The following is a 21,021-nucleotide window of genomic DNA, read 5'->3' as shown; positions in this document are numbered from 1 at the left end:
CATACTACTATGATTTTTTTAGGAATGCAAGGGGAAATTCCTTCCCGCCCGACTTAATTTTTAGAGCTTCACAGAATGCAGATTAATCATCCCTACATCTGTAGCAAAATCCTTGTCTGGCAACAACTTCTCTTGCTCTGAAGAAAAATTTCCCTGTTTCGCGGGAGGGAAAAGAGAAAAGAAAAAGAGGGAAAAGGGGAAAAGAGGAAAAGAATAAAGGGGAAGAATTCTAGGAACGAAAGGCAGAAACCACCGGAGAAGACGAGACGATCCGAAAACCCCTATTGTTGAAGAGGATGTCGGCACCGTAATAGCCGCGCCTGGCACTCCGGCAATTCCTAGAATTGTTGTACCAGCTACCGCCACGGAGAATTCTGTAATTACTATCACCTCCAGTTTCCCAAGCACTACCATCTGTAGGTGCACCTTCATAGTTATCATGCCAAACATCCTGACACCATTCCCAGACATTGCCGTGCATATCGTACAAACCAAAACTATTGGGTGGAAAAATTCCCACATCTGTTGTTTCTTGACGATATTTTCCTTTCGTTGCATCACCATAGGGATAATTACCATCATAGTTAACTAACTCAGACGTTATAGTTTCGCCAAAATAAAACGGTGTGGAAGTTCTAGCTCTACAAGCATATTCCCACTGACTCTCACTGGGTAAACTATATTTTTTACCTGTTATTTCTGAGAGTTTCTGACAAAATTCTGTCGCATCGTTCCAACTTACATTTTCTACAGGACGGTTTTCACCCTTAAACCTAGAAGGATTATTTCCCATAACTGCTTCCCACTGTGCTTGAGTGACTGGATACTTTCCCATAAAAAATTCTGGTACATCTACATAATGTTGCGGACTTTCACTATTATCTCTTTCTGCTTCTGTCTCTGGAGACCCCATGAGAAATCTACCTCCAGGAATTTTTACCATTTCTAGGGAGACTCCATTGAAGTTTTCTGCCATTACTTGTGCTTGATCTGGGAGGCGACTTATTATTTCTCCTCTGCGGTTAACTTTTACCGTGGTAAATCTCTGAATGGGAATTTCAGATCGTGTTGGAGGGGGAGGTGCTGGAGTTGGTTGGGGAGGAGAAATATTTTCTGGTGTTGTTTCTGGTATTGGTTGGGGAGTAGAAATTATTTTTGGAGATAGTTTATTCCCAAAATTTCTACTTAATATTGCTGCTACAAACCAACTTCCTGTTAAACCTCCTAATATTAGTATTTGTCTTCTGGTTTGATCAGGTTGGGTTTGAATTTTTGTTATAGATGAAATGATTGGTACTGGTTTTGGTGTGAGTATGGGTTTTGTTTTTGGTATAGATGGAATTGTGGGTGCTGGTGTTGGTTGTGGTGGAGTTTGAATATTTAATGCTTCTAATACTTCAGTAGCATTTTTATAACGTTCTCGAAAATACTCCTGCACCATCTTATCTAAGATATTTGCCAAATGGTTACTTACTTGTGCCTCATTTCGCCAGATAACATTTCCTGTATTTGGATCTGTAGGTAAATTGTGGGGGTCTTTTCCTGTGAATGCTTTTATTCCTAGCATTCCTACTGCATATATATCGCTACTCAGTTTTGGTTTACCGACCCCCTGCTCACTTGGCATATATCCTGGTGTTCCAACTGCCACAGTTAAAGTAGTTCCTGGTTGGTTTGCTGTGGTTAATACGTTTATTTCTTTTACTGCTCCAAAGTCGATTAATACTATTTTTTTGTCTGACTTACGACGCATCAAGTTTTCTGGTTTGATGTCTCGATGAATAATATTATTTTGATGAGCTACTGCTAATGCTTCTAATATTCCTTTGAGTAGGGTAATGGTGTAAGACTCGCTTAATTTTTTTCCTGGTGTTAGTTCTTTGCTTATATCTTGCCCTTCTATATATTCTTGTACTAGGTAAAATTCTGTTCTTTCTTGGAAATGGGCAAATAGTTTTGGTATTTGGTCTGAGTCTTTGCCTAGTTTATATAAGGTTTCTGCTTCTCTCTCAAATAATCTTTGGGCAATAGCTAAAACTTGTGATTCTGAACTTTTAGGTGATAGGTGTTTGACTACGCATTTGGGTTTGCCTGGTAAGTCTAAATCTTGAGCTAAATAGGTATCTCCAAATCCTCCACTTCCTAGAGTGTCTATTATTTTGTAGTGATTTCTCAGGATTTTTCCAGACTGCATTTTCAGTTATCAGCTTTTTTAGTTATCAGTTATCAGCTTTTTTAGTTATTAGTTACCAGTTATTAGATTTCTTCTTATTCAGTTATCAGTTATCAGCTATTCTTCAACAATTAGCATTAAAGAATTAAACTCATTCATTACTAATTACTCTAGTGGGTAAGTATGGTTTTTTGGCCTAATTTTTTTGAGTATATATGAGCGCACCTTTCCCATTATGCTTATAATACCATGTCAAGTTTTTTTGTCAATCCCCCTTTTTTCAATTATCAGTTATCAGTTATCAGTATTCAGTTAGTAGTAGGAGCTGAGAAATAAGATAAATATTTCATGGGTTAAAACCCTACTACAAGCAAAGGAGATTTCAGCAACGCCCAAAAATTAAATCAATTATCGTACACAAATCATCAATTATTTTCCCCTACTCTGTACGGACGTTGTATGCAATGTCCCTACTACTCCCTCTTTTGTGGAGATATCTAACTAATCAGAATAATTAAAATACTTTTTTTGATGAGCGATCACCTGTCGTCAAGATTTTGTACTAAAAATTGTTTTTCCCAATCTGATTTTGTATTAGTTCCTGCTCTACTTTCATATTCTCTAGAATCATCAATTCTGTTATCTGTTATTAGAAGTTATTAGAATGTTTAGCAGAGAAATATGACTTTTCTGGGCTAATTTATTTGAGTATATATGAGCGCACCTTTTCCATTATATTTATAGTATCATGTCAAGTTTTTTTGTCAACCCTGTTTTTCAGTTATCAGTTGTTGTACCAAGAGTTAAAAAAGAATGTTTAGAATAATCAGGATAATTAGAATACTTTCTTTGGTGAGCGATCGCCTGTCATCTATATTTTTGTACTAGAAATTGTTTTTCCCAACCTAAATTTGGTATTTGTTCCTACTCTACTTCCCTATTCCCTAGAATCATCAATTCTGTTATCAGTTATTAGACTGCCTAGTAGAGGAATATGGCTTTTTTGGCCTAATTTATTTGAGTATATATGAGCGCACCTTTTCCATTATATTTATAGTATCATGTCAAGTTTTTTTGTCAACCCTCTTTTTCTGTTATTAGCTATCAGTTGTTATTCCAAGGGTCATTTCAGTTATCAGTTATCAGTACCTCTACCTGTTTGCGCAGCATGACAAACGGAAAGTCAGAGCCTTGAAATCAAAAATATTGCGCCTTAAAATGCGGGGTTTTAGACCCATATTATTTTGATAAATTTTGTACCTTCTCCAACCAAAAAAAGGTGATATATCTATAAATATAAAATTAAAAGCTTTTATCTAAAATTAAAAGCAATAGCTGATTGCTGATTGCTGACGGCTGTTTGCGCAGCATTCCGGAGGAAATGCTTACATTAGCAATAATCTTTAATTTTTATTTTACAAACTAGCTAAAACTTATATTCGTTAAGCTGTTCAGATTTTTCTGATTTTTTTTTGTACCGATAGATACTAAAAATAGTCATAGTAATTATCTATTAATTATCAGCAGTAGTTTTAATTCTATAGGAGTTTACTTTGCCTAATACTGTATATTTAAACACTGGGAAAGTTTTAAGTTTTTTCTGAGTTCAGCTTTTCTTTAATCACAAGATATTTTCTGGATCATTCAAATCAAACTACTAAATTACCGAATAATTAATAATGAATAATTAATAATTAAGAGTTGATAGTTAATAATTATTGATTCAACAATTCAGGTTTAAAGCCTCCCCTTTTAAGGGGATAAAATAAAAAAAACCTTTTAATCAATCCTCTTATTTTAATAATTTTAAGAAGAGGTAATTGTTAATTGCTGAACGACAAAAAATTTTCATTTATTGCAATAGTTTAGTAATTTATATCAAAATACTTAAGGAAAATCCTGGAAAATTAAATATAATTTTCTCCTGAAAGTTAGTTGTATTTATTGATAAATAATAAATAAACACTACTTAATTTTCATCTGTAGATTGATTAAATAAATTATGAGACAATTTTGAAAATCTAGTAAGTACTTATATTATTTATATTATGTGTATAAAAATATTTTTATTTGACATAAAAGCTTGAATATGTTAAAAGAAATAATTGGTCATTGTCACCATATTTTGAGGGAATGAGAACAGATTAAACTGGCCTCAATTCTGCTAAATAAATTAATTTTTAAGATGAAATCAAGATGCCTAATATTTCTAAATACAAAATTTATGAAGTTAACTAAAGTAGAGAATTGCAATTAATTTATAGATAAATATGAGTGTATCAACCATTTGATGCCAATAAAACTTATCCGAACGAAATAACTTGTGAAATAAAATAACTATTAATTCAAGCAATTATTAATAAATTTTATTTGAATATTTATTTAACTAAATTAAGAAGAGTAATGAGTAAAAAAAAGCCTATATATAAACAACTTTTACCACAACTAACAAGTGCCTTACTAAGTTTAATTGTACTGTTACCAACTCCAAGTAGAGCTAATACTTTATTAGGAATAATTCGAGATGATGGAAATACAGATGAATGGAATAATATCATTACACGAATACGCAATCTAGGTATTAGTTATGAACCTATTGATTTAAGACAAATTAATACAGTAGCTGACCTATCTGGGGTGAAAGTTATCTTTTTACCAAACATTGAAACCTTAACTGAAACTCAAGTAGACATTATAGAAGGGTGGGTAAAACAGGGAGGGAAATTAATAGCTAGTGGCCAGGTAGGGAGAAAATCTAAACCAGGAGTAAGGCAAGAATTGCGATCGCTCCTTGGGTCTTATTGGGCTTTTCCCTTGAGTCAACCTGCAACACCGGAAGCAAGATATCGTTGTTTAGATATTGCCTGCAAAAAGTCTACAAGTTGGGCACCCATGGGAAATAACCAAGATACTGTTGAGGGGGGAGTATTAATTCCGGCAGGGTTAAGCAGCACAACTGCAGCTACTTGGAAAGGAAGTTCGGGTTCTTCAGCGGTAGTTATTACTCCTCAAGCAACTTACTTCGGTTGGAACTGGGGTAGTAGTACATCTGCAACGTTAGATAGTGCTTGGTTGCAAGCTGTGTTAAATCGCTATCAGAGTCAGCCACAATTTACAGCTAGAAATAATAATCCATTACCCACAGCGAATAGTAGTCCGACTGCACCCATCACTCCTAGCACTAACCCTGTTAAAATTAGACCCCGTATTTCCTCTGCACCAACAACGACTGAAAATAGGAATCAAGTAAGAGTTCAACCTAGAACTGCACCTGTAAATACAAATCAACCTTCTACTACAACTCAAAACCCCACTGAAAATAGGAATCAAGTAAGAGTTCAACCTAGAACTGCACCTGTAAATACAAATCAACCTTCTACTACAACTCAAAATTCGACTACCGCTCAAGATAATATTTGGCTAAGAAGTCAGCAACAGAAGACAACCACCGAACAAAAATCACCACAACCAAATCAACCACCAGGAACATTAGGTAGTCAAAATAATAATTTAACCTCACAGACAAATACAGTTCCCAAGAGTAATAATGTTTGGAACAGATTTCGAGAACAGATAAACCGACAAAACCAGCAAGCTGAAAATATTAGTACCAAGGAAAACGTTGTTAATTCACTGACAAACTCTAGTTCAGAAACCACAAAAAATAATAGAGGTAGTATTTGGAACAGAGCTAGACAGCAAACTGAACAACAAAATCAGCAAAGTGAAAATATCAGTACCAAGGAAACCGATAACCCTACTCCAGAAACCGCAAATAATAGAGACAATATTTGGAATAGATCCAGACAACAAACAACGACACCATCCTCTCGCCGTAACCCACTAGCTGCCATACTCCGACCTTTACCCCCACCAGAGATACAAGTACCAAACTCCCAAACAGATCCTTCATCAGAATCAGCACCTGCAGGTTTGGAAGTCAGACAGGGAAATTATCCAATTAGCAGAGCAGAAGCTAATGCAATGTTGCAAGAGTTAAATAATCTCTTGGGTAGATTTGAAAGTGCTTTAGTTGCAGCAAAATCAGCAAATGTGGAAGTGAATTTGTCAGCAGACAAAGGTAGTTTGGTAGCTACCAATAGTGATAACAGTACATTTGTTGCTCAAAGAAATCGAGAAATAAGTGATGCTCAACAAATAGTCGAACGAGCACGGTTGGTAATTCAAAGATTCCCCCAACAGGTAGCATCCAAACAATATGCTACTGCTAGAAATCAATGGCTGCAAACAAGGCAAATGTTGTGGCAGAATTATCCCACTGATGGGGAAAGAGCAGGAGCTGAAATTAGAGCTGTGTGGTTAGATAGGGGTACTATTGTGAGAGCGCGGTCGGAACGTGGTTTAGCAATGGTATTTGACCGACTTGCTGCCGCTGGTATTAATACTGTTTTCTTTGAAACTCTGAATGCTGGTTACACAATTTATCCCAGTAATGTTGCTCCCAGACAGAATCCTTTGACAATTTCTTGGGACCCACTTGAGTCTGCTGTTAAGTTGGCTCGCGAGCGGAATATGGAGATACACGCTTGGATCTGGACGTTTGCGACCGGGAATAAGGCTCATAATCGCGCTCTTGGTCAGCCAGATAGTTATTTAGGTCCGGTGATTTCGGCTCACCCTGATTGGGTGATGACTGATAAAAGGGGTCGGAAAAGACACCCTTCTGATGGCAAGGTTTATATAGACCCTGCTAATCCTTATGTTCGGCAATATCTGCTGAGGATAATAGATGAAATTGCTAGTCGCTATCAGGTTGATGGGATTCAACTTGACTATATTCGCTATCCTTTTCAAAATCCTGGTCGGAATTTTTCTTATGGTTACAGCACGACATCTCGTCAACAGTTTCAGCGGTTGCATGGTGTAGACCCGATGAAGATTTCTTCACGTGATCGCCAAAATATGTGGAAGTGGACTGAGTTTAAGATTAATCAAGTTAATAGCTTTGTTGCGGAGACTTCAAGATTTCTCAAACAGAAGTATCCAAGGATGATTTTGTCGGCGGCGGTGTTTCCTTTTCCACGTCATGAGCGTTTTGATAAAATTCAGCAAGATTGGGATACTTGGGTTCTCAGGGGTGATATTGATTTGTTGACTCCGATGACTTATGCTTTGGATACGAATCGTTTCCAGCAAATTACGCAACCGCTGACAAGTACGCGAGTATTAGGTAGTACTTTGATAACGCCTGCAGTTAAGCTTTTGAATCTTCCTGAAATTGTTGCGGTTGACCAAATTCAAGCGTCGAGGGATTTGCCTACAGGGGGTTACATTATTTTTGCTGCGGAAAGAATTACTGGGGGGTTACATGGATTTTTGACTCGTACTCAGGGAGGACCGGAAACTGGGAAGAATAATAGAGCTTCATTGAGTGCTTTTGCGAACCCTTCTCATGTTGTGGAGGGTATTATTCCCTATCGACAACCGTTTGCTGCAGCAGCAGATCGTTTTCAAGCTTTGAAAAAGGAATGGAGTTTTTTGTTGGCAAATGAGCAACTTTCTATGAGGAAGTCTGAGCTTGAGAGTTGGCGGAATAAAGCTGAGGAGTTGGCAGCAGATTTGAATCAATTGGCTGAAAATCCGGATAATAGTAATTTGAATAAAGCTAGAAATAGTTTGAGAAGATTTCAGTTACAGTTTAGAGGTTCTATGAGTGTTCATGGGAGGGAAAATGCTTATCAAGTTCAGACTTGGCAAAATCGTTTAGCTGCTTTGGAAATGTTGTTAAATTATGGGGAGCGGGTGCGGTTGAAAAGTGGGAGGTTTTAATAAGCATTTCCTACGGAATGCTGCGCAAACAGTCGTCAGCTATTAGCTATCAGCGGCTTTGTTGCATTAAAGTATATAGCTGTGGCACTTGCTCCGCATATGTACTTCATAATGTGCGGAAATTGCTGTAACTATTGGACAACAGATGAATAGAACATCAATATTTAACATAAAAAGGCTGAAACTTTTACCTGTAAAGGCTTTGAGTTTTAATCAGCAGAGCAATAACTATTGGACAATAGTAAATAGAACATCAATAATTGCTTTCATAGAGCGATTGCTTTGTGTGCAGAGCAATAACTATTGGACAATAGTAAATAGAACATCAATAATTGCTTTCATAGAGCGATTGCTTTGTGTGCAGAGCAATAACTATTGGACAATAGTAAATAGAACATCAATAATTGCTTTCATAGAGCGATTGCTTTGTGTGCAGAGCAATAACTATTGGACAATAGATCAATAGAACATCAATAATGACGAAACAGAGCGATATAGCTGCGGAATAGATTTTAAGAACGCTGCTTTCGTGCAACAAGGCCGCTATCAGCTATTAATTAATGTTGGGAAAGGTAAAAGCAACCTTTGAAATTGAGTTTCAATAAAAAGTTACTGTCAAAGTCTCCGGACTCAACCTGAGAAGTAATTATTTATTATTAATTGCTGTTTGCGTAGCATTCCGTAGGAATAGCTGACTGCTAATAGCTGTTTGCGCAGCAGTCCGCAGGAAATGCTTACGTTGATAGTGATATTTGTTGGTCTACTCTTTTAATTATTACCGTGGTGTTAGCTCAGTTGCAACTGAGGGTACAGGTAGAGTTTATGCGTAAATTTAATAACAATTAATTATTCAGTTGATTTTTTTGTTCAGGAGTTAAGTAAAGGTCAATTAGTTGCTTGAGTTGCTTGAAATTTTGATTGCTACTCCCTAGTTTCTCTCGAAAACGCAACCAGTAAGGTTGTACAGAATTATTATTTAGCTCTAAAGATTTCTCAAATAATTTGCGAAAATTTGCTAGGCAGTCCCATGAACCGCAGATTTGATTATTCTCAAAAAATGCTGTTAAAATCAACTTCCATTGAGCCTCATTTAGTTCTTCAGCAATCATTATTATCAGTTCTGAACGTTTATTAGCATCAGCAAAACTAGAAGATTTTGTAAAATGAGTAACTATTGCTGAAGTATTATTTTTTAAAATAGGTAAAAGTAATTTTTCAGGAATTACTTGCCTATTATGTACTGCATATTTTAGTAAATCACTAAAGGGCATTTCTTTGATTTTATTGCCAATACAATTATCAAATATTGCAATAATTCCAGGTACTAAGTCTTCTAATAAATTGTATTTTAATTTAGCTGAAAGTAATTCATCAAAATCAACTATTTTTGGCACAAAATTTTGAAAAATTAATACCAAGTTTTCTCTATCAATCTCACACCAATATCTTGAATATCTAAGGAAATAATCCCAATCAATCTCGGATATTCTCTCATTAATATAACTATTAAACAGTTCAATAATTTCAGGTTTTGACTTTCCTGATGATTTATATTTTGACTTGGCTAAGAGTAATTTTTTTAAATCAACTTTTTCTGGCAGATTATTTTGAAAACTCAGGATTAATTTTTCTTCCTCAACCTCACACCAATATGTTGATGATTTAAGTAGAAGGTCAAAATTAACCTCTAGGATTTTCTCATTAATACAATTATCAAACAGTTCAATAATTTCAGGTTTTGATTTTCCTGATGAATTATATTTTGACTTGGCTGAAAGTAATTCTTGAAAATCAGCATTGATAATTTTATCTTCTAATATATCCTCAATAAAATCTTGCCAAAATTCATAATCATAATTTGAGATAATATCAGCTAAATCATTCAAAAATGAAAATTTAGCTTTTTCCTTGATACAAGATAAAATAGTCTCATCAGATACTAATGGAGTCTTTATTCTTATTAAAAGTAGTTCATTTAAACTTGCTTCCGGAGCTGATTTTATCAGACTAGGTAAAATTATTTTTGTTTGGAACAAATTATCTCCACAAATATCATGTAATGACAAGATATCTTTTACAGGAATTTTATCAAACTTCTTAATTACATAGTCTCTTAAAAAATCTATATGAGCTGCTTTAATTAGAATTTTGAGATTTGGTGAAAGTCTATCTACACCACTTAAAAAAGAATTCTTTCCCTCATACACTTCCAGCTTTTTAACGAAATTTTGAGCTTTTAATTGGCATGGTTCGCTTAAACTTTCCCAAACTGTAATTTTTCCCAAGTAAATGATTACTTTATCCCAGTTATCATCATCTACTTTATTAATAATAATTCCAGACAACTTCTCATTTAATATTTTTCCTGTTTCTTGAACATACATTTTTGACACAGCAGTTAAAGCCGAAAATTGTCGTTCTCTTTCTAATTCTGGTAAATTGTCTATTAGCAAACTTGTAGTTAAACCAATAACAATATCTTGAATTAAATTAAATCTTGCACGAGCTAATGGACTTGCTTGAAAATACTTAATAGCTTCTTCCGAGTCAACAGGAAAATATTCAGATTTAATACCTTGAAAAATCCTTTCTTTAGCAGCACGACCTTGAACAGGTGGACGTTGTAAAAGATGAGTTATCGCACTTCGTAAATGATAGCGAGCTAATTCTGCTGTAGCTTCAAAAGGTTCTTCTAAAGATGTCATTGAAGGATGAGCACACCGACTTCTATCCTGAAATAACCTTTCAATATCTAACTTTTCTACAGGTGAAATTAATTCAAATTCTTCATGTGCTTTTTTAGGAATATCTGACTCAAATTGCCAAAGGTCTTTGAAATTTTCTGCTGAACGTAATTTCTCAAATTCTTGCAATAATAAGGGAGCTTTTTTATCTCCAAAAAGTTCTAGTTCCCTCAACTTATGGAGAAAATCAAATACCACTGCATTCCAGGTAGATACTATACATGAACGAAATGCTCCAGCTCGATAACAAGCTACAGATTCTTGGATAAACTTTTGAGATGATTTATCTCTACAAAGTAGAATTAATTCGTCTAAGTCAATAAATGTTTGCTGCATAGAAAAATATAGATAATTTTGATTATTTTATAGAAATATTAGGTGCTAAAAAGCTGAGGATTTATAAAATAGTATTCTTCTGTGGCTGAATTTTAACAGGAATTAGGCACAGACACTAATGAGGGCGAATGCCATTCGCCCCTACATATGGCGTTTTTCAGGTGAATTTGCGTAATCCTTTTTTTTGCCATTTGGTTTTCCATTTTTCCTTATGTTTACTTTCTTCAGTTGTTAACAGGAATATCACGGAGTTGTGAGTTCAAAAAAACGAAAAAATTGAGTGCTTTCCCTGTAGTAAATTCAAAAGTTTTCAGGCATAATTAAAATCAACTTAAGTCACCAATTGTAAATGCTCTCATAGATATCTCTAGAAAAGGATCTCAAACCCTTATTCTGCTTTTCCCAAAGTGGTAGAGCGATCGCTCAAACCCTTGAAGTCTTAACATATCTATTCTATTCAATAACATGAAAAAACTACTATCCTGCTTACTGTTAAGTGTAGCAGCTATATCTACACCGATCGCCTCTGCTGAAGCTGGGACTTTCTATGTGTCAACGAACCGTAGCCAAGTTGGCGTAATCGATGACTTAACTGGATTTTATACTCAGCTTGCATCAACTCCAAGATTCACTGATATTGCTCTCGATCCTCTGGACGAACTCTGGGGTATTACCTTCAGCAGACTATATTCAGTAAATTTAGATGCAGGAACATATAACTACGTTGGTAATTTAGGAGCAAGTCTTAATGCTCTAGGTTTTACTGATGATGGCACTTTGTACGGCTCAGGTGGTTCGGGTTTCTACTCTATTGACACCAGTTCTGGAGCAGCATCACTTATATCTTCTATCTCAGGTTTTTCAAGTAGTGGGGATATTGTATTCGATGCGGCTCGCAATCTGTTTTGGGCAACCTCTAGTGGCGATTCGCTCTGGAGTATTACACAAGATGGTACAGCCACAAAAGTTGGTAATATTGGTTATGGCGCAGTTTATGGTCTTGCTTTTGGTGATGATGGAACGCTATTTGGTTATACTGCAAATGGAAATCAACTTGCACTCAATCTAGAAACGGGTGCTGGAACTTTCATTCGAGAAATCTCAGGCTTGAATCCGGGGGAAAATATTTGGGGAGCTGCCTCTGAACCAGATGCAACAGATCCGAAAAAACCAGTGTCAACTCCAGAGTCTTCTATTCTAGCAGGTCTTGCCGTAATCGCACTAATTTTTGGTTGCAAGGCAAGCTATAAGTTGTTAGGCAGAAACTTGAAAAATTAGTGTTATACAAGTTTAATAAATCTTTGCTACAAATATTTAGGTTACTGCTTAGGAGTCAGGAGACAGGAGTCGCATGGGAATAGGTTTGATACCATTTTTTATGTAGTAATTTATTTTTTTTGTCCAATATATATTTTCTACAAATTAAGGAAAGTCAGAGGTTTTAAATATTGAACTTTATTTTTTTTTATCCCCTTGAAAGGGCGATACCTTATTTTTTAGTCATTACAAATAACTTATGCTCAATTAAATCTATTTTTTTATAGTAGCATATAACAAGAATTAGCAGGTATTTAATAGCCATAAAATTCTCTGTGGTGGTGCATTTTTATTAGTCACATATTATAATTATTTTTGTTACCAAATACGGTAGTGGGAGCATCTTGCTCCCTTCCCTTCGAGGATGCCCGTACTAGACATTTTTCATCTGCATATACCATTATTATGCGGAACTACCGATAATTTAATATGCTGAATTACCCAAAAATTATGATTCTACGAAATCTTTTAAGGCTAAAATTGTTTGAGATAAAGATTCTTTCATTTGAGCAGCTAACATAAATGAAAAAATATACTTGAAAATTCCCGAAAACAAAATTCTGTGTGTAACTAAAGTTTTGCTTTCAAATGGTTGAAGAATATGTTCATACCTGATAGTACATAAAGGTAATTTTGATTCAGTAATAAATGACTTATTCCTAATTACTTTTACTAACCTAATTTGAACGCGAGTCCCAGATTGGATTTGTAAATCAATCCATGAATTATCAGAAAAATCTCCATGAAGATATGCATATTTAGTATCTGGGTCCCAATTCGACCATTGGTTTACCTCTGAATAAATTTTAAAGATATTTTCTGGGTTGGCATTAATTTCTATTTTGGACTCAAATTGCATTATTGGTTTACCTCATTGTATAGTTGGGAGTAGGAGAGTGGGGGAGTAGGGGAGTAGGGGAGTAGGGGAGTAGGGGAGTAGGGGAGTGGGGGATATTAAATATTGAAGTAATTATAGAATTATCAACATATACTATATAACCGGATTGCAGAATTAGTAGGCGTCACAAATGCTCCTTTCGTTGCATATCTTTGAGTAATAATCCCAGAAAAAGGAGCGCGAACCTGAGTATCTTCCAACATAATTTCCTGGTCGCGACTTTCCATCCGGGCAATAACTTGGCCTGCTTGGACGCGATCGCCCTGTTCGACATACAATTCTGCCAAACGGCCTTGATTTTTGGGAGAAAGGTTGACTCGTTGTATGGGTTGGACTTCCCCGCTAGCTGTAATTCTCACAACTATATTTTGAGCTTGCACGGGTATAGTCAAAGTTTCAATAATTTCTTGTTTTCCCTGAGACTGGTTACGGACTAAATAGATGCCTGTAGATAGAGCTAAAAGTCCCGCTGCCACCAGAGCGATCGCCCATTTTTTGCCATTCTTGGGGCGTTCAACAGGTAATTGTTTATTGCGGTCGCTTTGCTCTTGGGGGGTAGTTAAGGTATGAGTTGTACTGTCTTGAAAGCTAGTTTTCATTATCTTTTTCCTTCTCAAATGTTGGTAATTATGATTTCTATTATTATTGACTAATTTTTACTTATCTGTTGTGCAAGAGTTTAATAATTTGGTATTTAATCTTAACCTTTACAGTTAAAAATAATGAGTTGCTGATTTACTGTTAAGCCTATAACTTAACTTACAACAGCTCTAGTATAAGATTCGGAAATTAAGTAGGTCGGTGTTGAAAATTATCGTTATAAAAAGGCAGGAAGAATAGAACACAAGGGAAGAGAGTTTTGGGAGATTTACTTTTCGTTACATACTATCGATTATCGACAACTTTTAAAAACATTCTTGTCGATTTTCACTCCATTTATGCTGAATACATTGCTGTGACTAAGTTTTAGTGGTATTTTGATTTTGTCAAAAAGTTGTCGATCTTCACTGTCGATTTTCGACAATGTTTTGATTTGCCTGTTCTATAATTACATTGGTTATGAATAATAGCAGTAACCTCATTTTTTCACAGAGCTGTGTTTCTATATTTTGTTGGGTTGCGCTCCCGCTTAACCCAACCTACTACTAATGGAGAAAATTATGAGTAATCAAAAACATCAATTAATAAATCAAGCCATTCTAGCTATTGCCACTACTTTTGGTCTTTTTACTGCCACTGCTGCTAATGCTGCATCCCTCAATGTTCTCTGGTATGGTCAGACCGATGCTTACAACGCAGAAATCTCAGAATTAGCTGCTCTAGCACCAACATTTGACCCTGAAGGCGACGGCAGTTTAGATTGGAATCTCACTTTCTGGAATCCTCTAGACCCTACACCCGACTTTTCTGATTATGATGTTTTGGCGATCGGAACTGGTGGGGGAGCCTGGGGATTTGATTTTGACCCTACTGGGATTTTGAATAATAAAGACGCAATATCTACAGCTAGAGGCAATCGCACTTTCTTAAGCGGTCAAGATGCAGACGCACACTATAGTGGCCAAATCGGTCCTCGTCCTGACGGTCCCCTTGGTTTTTTAGTGAATGCTGTTAACTGGGCAGGTAGTGGAGAAGGCATGGGTATTATGGCTTTGACTGATGGTTGGTATCCTACAGCAGATTCTCGGAATAGGCGGTGGTGGTTAAATGATCGCTCTTTTTTGAAGGATGAGTTAGAAGGTTATGTTTCATATTTCTTGGAAGAAAATGTAGTTATTCCCACAGAGACCTCGGACTTTCCAGTAAATGAAGGCTTAACAACCGCAGGTTTGAGTAACTGGCATCAATCTTCCCACGCAGCTTTTAACAAGGACATCCCTGGTTATTTATCAATCAACGATGCTGGTTCTCATCCTGGTTATGCCGTCACTATTGTCACTGCCTCCGAAGCTGACGGTGGCACTTTGGGAGAGCAACCAGAGTCAGTTCCCGAACCGGGTTCAATTTTTGGTCTATTTCTATTGGGTGGTTTCGGTGTTCGTTCTCTTTTATTGCGTATGTCGCAATAATACAATGTAATATACTTGTAGCTTAAAATCGGTTATGGGAGCGATCGCCTTGACAAAACCAAACTGTAGGTTGGGTTGAGGAAATGTCTCTAGTTGAACTAATTAACCCCAACTATCTGAAATACAGAAAATTGGGGCTGTTTTTTGAACATATTTTATGAGACATTTTCAGGCGATCGCAACCATCGCCAAAATTAAGCTATGGCAGACTCTTGAGTCCGGGCAAAAATCATTCTACCCGCAGAAGTTTGTAACGAACTGGTGACAATAACTCTAACCTCATCTCCAACATATTCACTACCTGATTCCACAACTACCATTGTGCCATCATCCAGATATCCAATACCCTGAGATGGCTCCTTCCCTGCTTTACGAATTTTAATTTCAATAGTATCACCAGGTAGATAACTTGGTCGTACTGCCTGAGTCAAGTCATTAATATTCAGTACCATAACTTTTTGTAGACTAGCAACTTTAGACAAATTGTAGTCATTAGTTAACAAAGTACCATTAATTTCTAGAGCAAAATGAATCAATTTAGCATCTACTGTAGAAATGTCTTCATAGTCTGCAAAATGAATTTGAATCTGAGAAGGGTAAACTGCTTTAAGCCTATTCAAGATGTCTAACCCCCTTCTACCTCTAACTCTTTTTTGATCGTTAGAAGCATCAGCTATAAGTTGTAGTTCCTGTAAAACGAACTGTGGAACAAGAATTTGCCCTTCAAGAAAACCTGTTTCCAATAAATTTTCTATCCTGCCATCAATGATACAGCTAGTATCCAAAACTTTAGTAGTAGCAGGCTTAAGAGTACCTTCTGCTACTAATACTGTATCCAGACTATTAGGATTAATCAGCCGTAAAAAACCACGACCATGAGTATCCGCAACGTTAACCCCTGTAAAGCCTAACATGACACTGCCTAAAACTGCTACAAGAGGCTTAATAAAGCTAAATTCCCCCGGAATAGGAAGCAAAAAGAGTGGCGCTAGCATTAAGTTTGCCACTAATAGTCCAATCACTAACCCTATTGCTCTAGTTAATAATAAATCAACTGGCATCTGGGCGACTTTTGCTTCCACTCGCCGATATGTAGTCTGAAATACTAATCCCAATACAAAGCCAATTAAAGAAGTGAAGGCAGCTAATACTGAACGTAAACCTTCAATATTGGTAACTTCTAATAATACATTCGGAGGTAGTAGTTCTATGCTATAGAACCCTATCCCTGTTCCAGCGAGTACAAATGAAATGATAATAATTGCGTCAAGCATTTTTTTAGTTTGTTTTATAGATATAGAATTTTTCCCATGAGTTACTCAGCAATAGTGAGTAATAACCATAATTTTTGGGCTGCTCAATGTTGCTTCTATTATATCTTCAAGTAAATGTTCCATTCTTTAGAGTTTTCTTGTTCTCAGCTTCCTCAACTCATAAAAATTTTGAAGCTATTCATAATGAACTTTGCTCTTCACAGTTCCTACTAAAGTATAAAATCTATCTTGCAGTAAGGATGATGTGATTATTTTTACTTTTGTTTTAATGACAACATTTTGAATATTACGTCTTTGAAGTAGTCATACGGTTATATCTTAAAGTTACTTTTTTTACTTTTTACTTAAATAATATTTCTATCGCTCGGCATTAGTTTTTGATAATTTACTGTACTACTACTCTTAATTAAATTCATAATTGTTTAAGATAGTTTTATATAAGAATATATTTTGTAATGAAAAGGCCAATCGGAAATTACTATATCCCTAGTTCGGCTTATGTCCATATACCTTTTTGCCGACGGCGGTGCTATTACTGTGATTTTCCGATTTCTGTAGTGGGAGATAGTAAAAGAGGTGATAATTTTTCTCCTATTCAAGAATATGTGGAGGTAATTTGTGAGGAAATAAACATTACAAAATCTTTCGATCAACCCCTAGAAACTATTTTCTTTGGCGGTGGTACACCCTCCCTTTTGTCAGTGAGTCAATTGAACCGGATTCTAGATGCCCTAGAACAAAAATTTATAATTGTGGCCAATGCTGAAATTTCTATAGAAATGGACCCAGGAACTTTTGACTTAGAACAGGTACGAGGATATAAATCTCTAGGGATAAATCGAGTTAGTTTAGGGGTACAAGCATTTCAAGATGAGTTATTAAAGGTTTGTGGGAGAACGCACAATGTCTCAGATATTTACAAAGCAGTAGACATATTACATCAAGCAGGAATTGTTAATTTCAGCATAGATTTAATTTCGGGACTGCCACATCAAACTCTAGAACAATGGCAAACTTCTTTAGAAGCTGGAATTGCTATTTCTCCAACTCATATCTCTAGTTACGACCTCGTAGTAGAACCTGTTACAGCTTTTGGACGTTATTATCAACCTGGTAATCATCCTTTACCCACAGATGAAACAGCTGCTCAAATGTATCGAATGGCACAGCAGTTAATATCAATTTCAGGATATGAACATTATGAGATATCTAATTACGCCAAGCCAGATTATCAGTGTGGTCATAATCGAGTCTACTGGGAAAATCGTCCTTATTATGGCTTTGGTATGGGTGCAGCAAGTTATATAGCAGGGGAAAGATTTACCCGACCACCTACACGCAAAAAATATTATCAATGGGTGCAATCTATCGATAGGCAATACAAGCTATCGCTTCAAGATCGTAGTTTAAAATATCAGGGTATTGATACATCCAATAATTATTTAGAAACTAATCAGGAGTGTTTGTTAGAAACACTAATGTTAGGATTCCGCTTGGCAGATGGAATAAATTTATCAACGTTATCTCAGCATTTTGGTCAACAAACTGCAGAGCAAATATTAATCTATTTGCAACCCTATCAAAAGTTAGGGTGGGTAGAATTGATTAATCCAAAAGGTATAGTAACCTTATTCTCAAATAACCAAAAACTTCCATTAGAAGGATATTTGAGATTAACCGATCCTGAAGGTTTTTTGTTCTCCAATACAGTTTTATCGACGTTATTTAGTAAACTGAGTAATTCTATCAGTATGGAATATAAAATATAAGTATTTATACTGGGGAAATACTAGGTTTATAGTGGAGGACTTAAGCCTAATTAATTTTCTTCAACAAAAGTAATTAAAAGTATGTTTAAGCGATCCCTATTAGTTTATAATAATTGTATTGGCATTCAAAGATATTAAGGTTCAGTAAGGTTGCTAATCGGCAGCAAAAACTTAGAGGGAATTAAAGATTGTGACTATAGCACTAGATAGACTACCAAAAAAACAAGTTCAAAACATTCTCTGTTTCTATGTGAATACTACTCACAAGATACAGATTGCTAGAATTAGTAATCCTAAAAATAAATATTGGGAACGCACTGTTTTCCCTGGAGAACGTTTATTATTTGAAGGAATTCCAGAAGCAGAATTAGAAATTCATCAAACCCTAGAAAATGGTGAAATTATATGTGAACGTTTGTTATGCAAGGACTTGAAAGTTGATGAGTAGGTAATAGTTGAAAAGTACTCAAAATTAGTTTGATCAGGTAAGTAGGAATAGTTAGTGATTGATATTTTTTTTAGATTGATCACTAACTATTGTTATGGATCGACTAAGAGACTGTTTGTAAAGTTTTGTAAGGGAAAGCGATCGCCATAACGCAAAAGATGTTAAACTAAGCCAGTTTGTTACCAAACCGACTCGTCTTCAGAACCGTGCGTGAGACTTTCACCTCACACGGCTCCTCTCTTAAACGTCCTTTTTCATAGGTACATCCCTCCCTCAGTATCAACATATCGTTAACCCATAAATAACCTTCAGGTAAGTCCTGTAACTTCGGTTGTGTGTATGTCTTTTTATCTAAGGCAGTTTTAGTATCGTTGCAATGTCGGTGCAACAATTGTTTGTTTTTATATGTGTTGTCACCACCCTTAGACCTTAGTATTATGTGCTCAACTTCCAGTAGGTCAGTTGGTCTAAAGGTTAGTCCACAAGATGCGCATTTATTCTTTTGCCGTTTTAACAGCGTTGTGACTTCTTTCCTTACGCCTGGATGTTTTCCGATTCTGCTACTCCAATAAGTCCAGTCACCATCATAGGGTGATTTATTACCTTTAACTTTGATGTGTCTGATAATGGGAACATCTGAGTGTTGGTTTAGTATATATTCGCCTTCGATGAGAACCCATTTTCTGGTTTCTTTTACGTTGGGGAAGTACTTTTTCTTTACCCATTTGGCTGACTTATTTGGATGCCTTCTACTTGTCCAACGCCATAGCCTTTTCCATAGGAGGTTATCTAATCTATTGAACGTCTCCTTACTGACTACGCCGGAGAAGTAGTTAGCCCATCCCCTGATTATCGGGTTTAGTTTAGCTATTAAAGCTTTTACTGGAACACTTTTGTAATAATCACATATGTCTGCCAGTTTCTGATAATGAGTTTTAATACTCTTGGAGGATGGTTTAATCAGTGTTTTAAATCCTCGTTTAGTTGACTTAACTTTATATTGCCTAATGTTGAATCCTAAGAAGTCAAATCCAGGTTGATTCCCTTCATATTCTTCCAATGTGTGGGCAATTTTGGTCAATTCTAGTTTGAGTTCTAATCCTACCTGGTTTAACCATTCCTGTATTACGGTTTTTGCCTGCAGGACTACTTTGATGTCTTCGTGTAGGATTACAAAGTCGAGACTCATAGCGCATTAGAGATAGGGTGGCTCGTTTATCTCGTTTTGCCATTATTTCCCCATTTGGATATCTCAGAGGGAGTTTTTCGGCAAATTTAGCTAGCCTTTCTTCCATTCCGTGCAGGGCGATGTTTGCGCTTTTGGGGACTTATTATATAGAATCCGGTTATATAATATATGCTTATAATTCTATCCACACTTCAATATTTAATATAAAATCAGGTTATACAGTTATCGCACTTTCTACTTCCATTCAATGCAGACATAAAATGCCGGAATATCCACAGATAATTCCAACTCTCATCCTTTCTTCCTGCTGACTCCTGAGGACTGAGGACTGACTCCTGTGATCATACAATAACTAAGAAGACTTACAGATAGCTAATTTAGTTCGACGTTGTAAAGCTAAATTAGGCGACAATGGTCAATTCTTACCCAATTGTCAATCAGCTAAGTCAGGACTCAATAAGTCTTTGCAAGATGCAGCCACTATCAATTTCTTGATGTTTTAGAATATGTAGCTGGGAAATTGGGAAAGCGAGTGATCAAAGTAGACCCCAAAGGCACGTCTCAACATTGTTGGGAATGCTTGAGTAAAGTCTCTAAAAGCTTATCTGAGCGCTGGCATTCATGCCCTAAGTGTGGGCAAGAGTTGGACAGAGACTATAACTCAGCCACCCCTCTAGCTCCTCTCCCGGGAGGAGATGGGGGTGGGTAGGATTATTATCAATACAGGGGGAGGACATCACCTCACACGAAACAGCAGTCAGGGCTTCCGGGGCTGAAGAATCCCGCGTTGTCGCGAATATAGCAACATCGGGAGTATGTCAATGGGTGAATATTATTATTGCGCCACTGTTCATCACTTAACTTGAAAAGTGCTGTATAGAACCCCCGATCGTATCTCTAAAAATTAGGCGATCGCTAATCTCTTGAGCATTAGTCGAATCAAACAAAGATTAATTTTTGCGGTAGCATTTTCCAGAGTTCTTTTCCTACCCAATGCTCCGCAAACAAAATTTT

At 36.2% G+C, this 21,021-nt stretch carries 12 protein-coding genes; 6 read left to right on the top strand and 6 right to left on the bottom strand.

Going from position 1 to position 21,021, the window contains the following annotated elements:
* Nucleotides 1-229: 229 nt before the first annotated feature.
* On the bottom strand, nt 230-2,194 hold the full coding sequence (locus F6K23_RS24760; protein ID WP_293160747.1) for a bifunctional serine/threonine-protein kinase/formylglycine-generating enzyme family protein: 1,965 nt from the start codon (nt 2,192-2,194) through the stop codon (nt 230-232).
* 2,382 nt (nt 2,195-4,576) lie between these two features.
* Here F6K23_RS24760 and F6K23_RS24755 point away from each other — a divergent pair.
* Nucleotides 4,577-7,963, top strand: coding sequence for a family 10 glycosylhydrolase (locus F6K23_RS24755; RefSeq protein ID WP_293160745.1), 3,387 nt, complete (start codon nt 4,577-4,579; stop codon nt 7,961-7,963).
* Nucleotides 7,964-8,805: 842 nt separating this feature from the next.
* Here F6K23_RS24755 and F6K23_RS24750 read toward each other — a convergent pair.
* Nucleotides 8,806-11,043 (bottom strand): hypothetical protein, encoded by a 2,238-nt coding sequence (locus tag F6K23_RS24750; protein WP_293160743.1) that lies wholly within the window; start codon nt 11,041-11,043, stop codon nt 8,806-8,808.
* Between the two features lie 465 nt (nt 11,044-11,508).
* Here F6K23_RS24750 and F6K23_RS24745 point away from each other — a divergent pair, with 465 nt between their 5' ends.
* A complete protein-coding gene (locus F6K23_RS24745; protein ID WP_293160741.1) occupies nt 11,509-12,321 on the top strand; it encodes a hypothetical protein in 813 nt (270 codons plus the stop codon).
* A 487-nt stretch (nt 12,322-12,808) separates the two neighbouring features.
* Here F6K23_RS24745 and F6K23_RS24740 read toward each other — a convergent pair whose 3' ends face one another.
* Nucleotides 12,809-13,219, bottom strand: a complete 411-nt coding sequence (locus F6K23_RS24740) for a hypothetical protein (RefSeq protein WP_293160739.1) — start codon at nt 13,217-13,219, stop codon at nt 12,809-12,811.
* Nucleotides 13,220-13,341: 122 nt separating this feature from the next.
* Nucleotides 13,342-13,857, bottom strand: a complete 516-nt coding sequence (locus tag F6K23_RS24735) for a biotin/lipoyl-binding protein (RefSeq protein ID WP_293160737.1) — start codon at nt 13,855-13,857, stop codon at nt 13,342-13,344.
* Nucleotides 13,858-14,418: 561 nt separating this feature from the next.
* Between F6K23_RS24735 and F6K23_RS24730 the strand changes: the two genes are divergently transcribed.
* Nucleotides 14,419-15,327, top strand: a complete 909-nt coding sequence (locus F6K23_RS24730) for a PEP-CTERM sorting domain-containing protein (protein ID WP_293160735.1) — start codon at nt 14,419-14,421, stop codon at nt 15,325-15,327.
* A 194-nt stretch (nt 15,328-15,521) separates the two neighbouring features.
* Here F6K23_RS24730 and F6K23_RS24725 read toward each other — a convergent pair whose 3' ends face one another.
* Nucleotides 15,522-16,601, bottom strand: a complete 1,080-nt coding sequence (locus tag F6K23_RS24725) for a PIN/TRAM domain-containing protein (RefSeq protein WP_293160733.1) — start codon at nt 16,599-16,601, stop codon at nt 15,522-15,524.
* A 455-nt stretch (nt 16,602-17,056) separates the two neighbouring features.
* Here F6K23_RS24725 and hemW point away from each other — a divergent pair, with 455 nt between their 5' ends.
* Complete coding sequence (hemW, locus tag F6K23_RS24720) at nt 17,057-18,370, top strand: radical SAM family heme chaperone HemW (RefSeq protein WP_293160731.1); 1,314 nt, start codon at nt 17,057-17,059, stop codon at nt 18,368-18,370.
* A gap of 190 nt (nt 18,371-18,560) precedes the next feature.
* On the top strand, nt 18,561-18,818 hold the full coding sequence (locus tag F6K23_RS24715; RefSeq protein WP_293160729.1) for a DUF1830 domain-containing protein: 258 nt from the start codon (nt 18,561-18,563) through the stop codon (nt 18,816-18,818).
* Nucleotides 18,819-18,984: 166 nt separating this feature from the next.
* Here the strand turns inward: F6K23_RS24715 and F6K23_RS24710 are convergent, their stop codons facing one another.
* Nucleotides 18,985-20,007, bottom strand: a complete 1,023-nt coding sequence (locus tag F6K23_RS24710; RefSeq protein WP_293160727.1) for a group II intron maturase-specific domain-containing protein — start codon at nt 20,005-20,007, stop codon at nt 18,985-18,987.
* Between the two features lie 532 nt (nt 20,008-20,539).
* Between F6K23_RS24710 and F6K23_RS24705 the strand changes: the two genes are divergently transcribed.
* Nucleotides 20,540-20,716, top strand: coding sequence for a zinc ribbon domain-containing protein (locus tag F6K23_RS24705; protein WP_293160725.1), 177 nt, complete (start codon nt 20,540-20,542; stop codon nt 20,714-20,716).
* Nucleotides 20,717-21,021: the final 305 nt, after the last annotated feature.

The organism is Okeania sp. SIO2C9 (assembly GCF_010672455.1).
GTDB lineage: Bacteria > Cyanobacteriota > Cyanobacteriia > Cyanobacteriales > Microcoleaceae > Okeania.
This window is presented reverse-complemented; position numbering and strand designations above follow the sequence as displayed.

Bases quoted from the DNA above. Each gene is read 5' to 3' on its own strand.
- F6K23_RS24745 (WP_293160741.1), top strand. From the start codon at position 11,509: ATGAAAAAACTACTATCCTGCTTACTGTTAAGTGTAGCAGCTATATCT.
- F6K23_RS24755 (WP_293160745.1), top strand. From the start codon at position 4,577: ATGAGTAAAAAAAAGCCTATATATAAACAACTTTTACCACAACTAACA.
- F6K23_RS24750 (WP_293160743.1), bottom strand. From the start codon at position 11,043: ATGCAGCAAACATTTATTGACTTAGACGAATTAATTCTACTTTGTAGA.
- F6K23_RS24760 (WP_293160747.1), bottom strand. From the start codon at position 2,194: ATGCAGTCTGGAAAAATCCTGAGAAATCACTACAAAATAATAGACACT.
- F6K23_RS24735 (WP_293160737.1), bottom strand. From the start codon at position 13,857: ATGAAAACTAGCTTTCAAGACAGTACAACTCATACCTTAACTACCCCC.
- hemW (WP_293160731.1), top strand. From the start codon at position 17,057: ATGAAAAGGCCAATCGGAAATTACTATATCCCTAGTTCGGCTTATGTC.
- F6K23_RS24725 (WP_293160733.1), bottom strand. From the start codon at position 16,601: ATGCTTGACGCAATTATTATCATTTCATTTGTACTCGCTGGAACAGGG.
- F6K23_RS24730 (WP_293160735.1), top strand. From the start codon at position 14,419: ATGAGTAATCAAAAACATCAATTAATAAATCAAGCCATTCTAGCTATT.
- F6K23_RS24710 (WP_293160727.1), bottom strand. From the start codon at position 20,007: ATGAGTCTCGACTTTGTAATCCTACACGAAGACATCAAAGTAGTCCTG.
- F6K23_RS24740 (WP_293160739.1), bottom strand. From the start codon at position 13,219: ATGCAATTTGAGTCCAAAATAGAAATTAATGCCAACCCAGAAAATATC.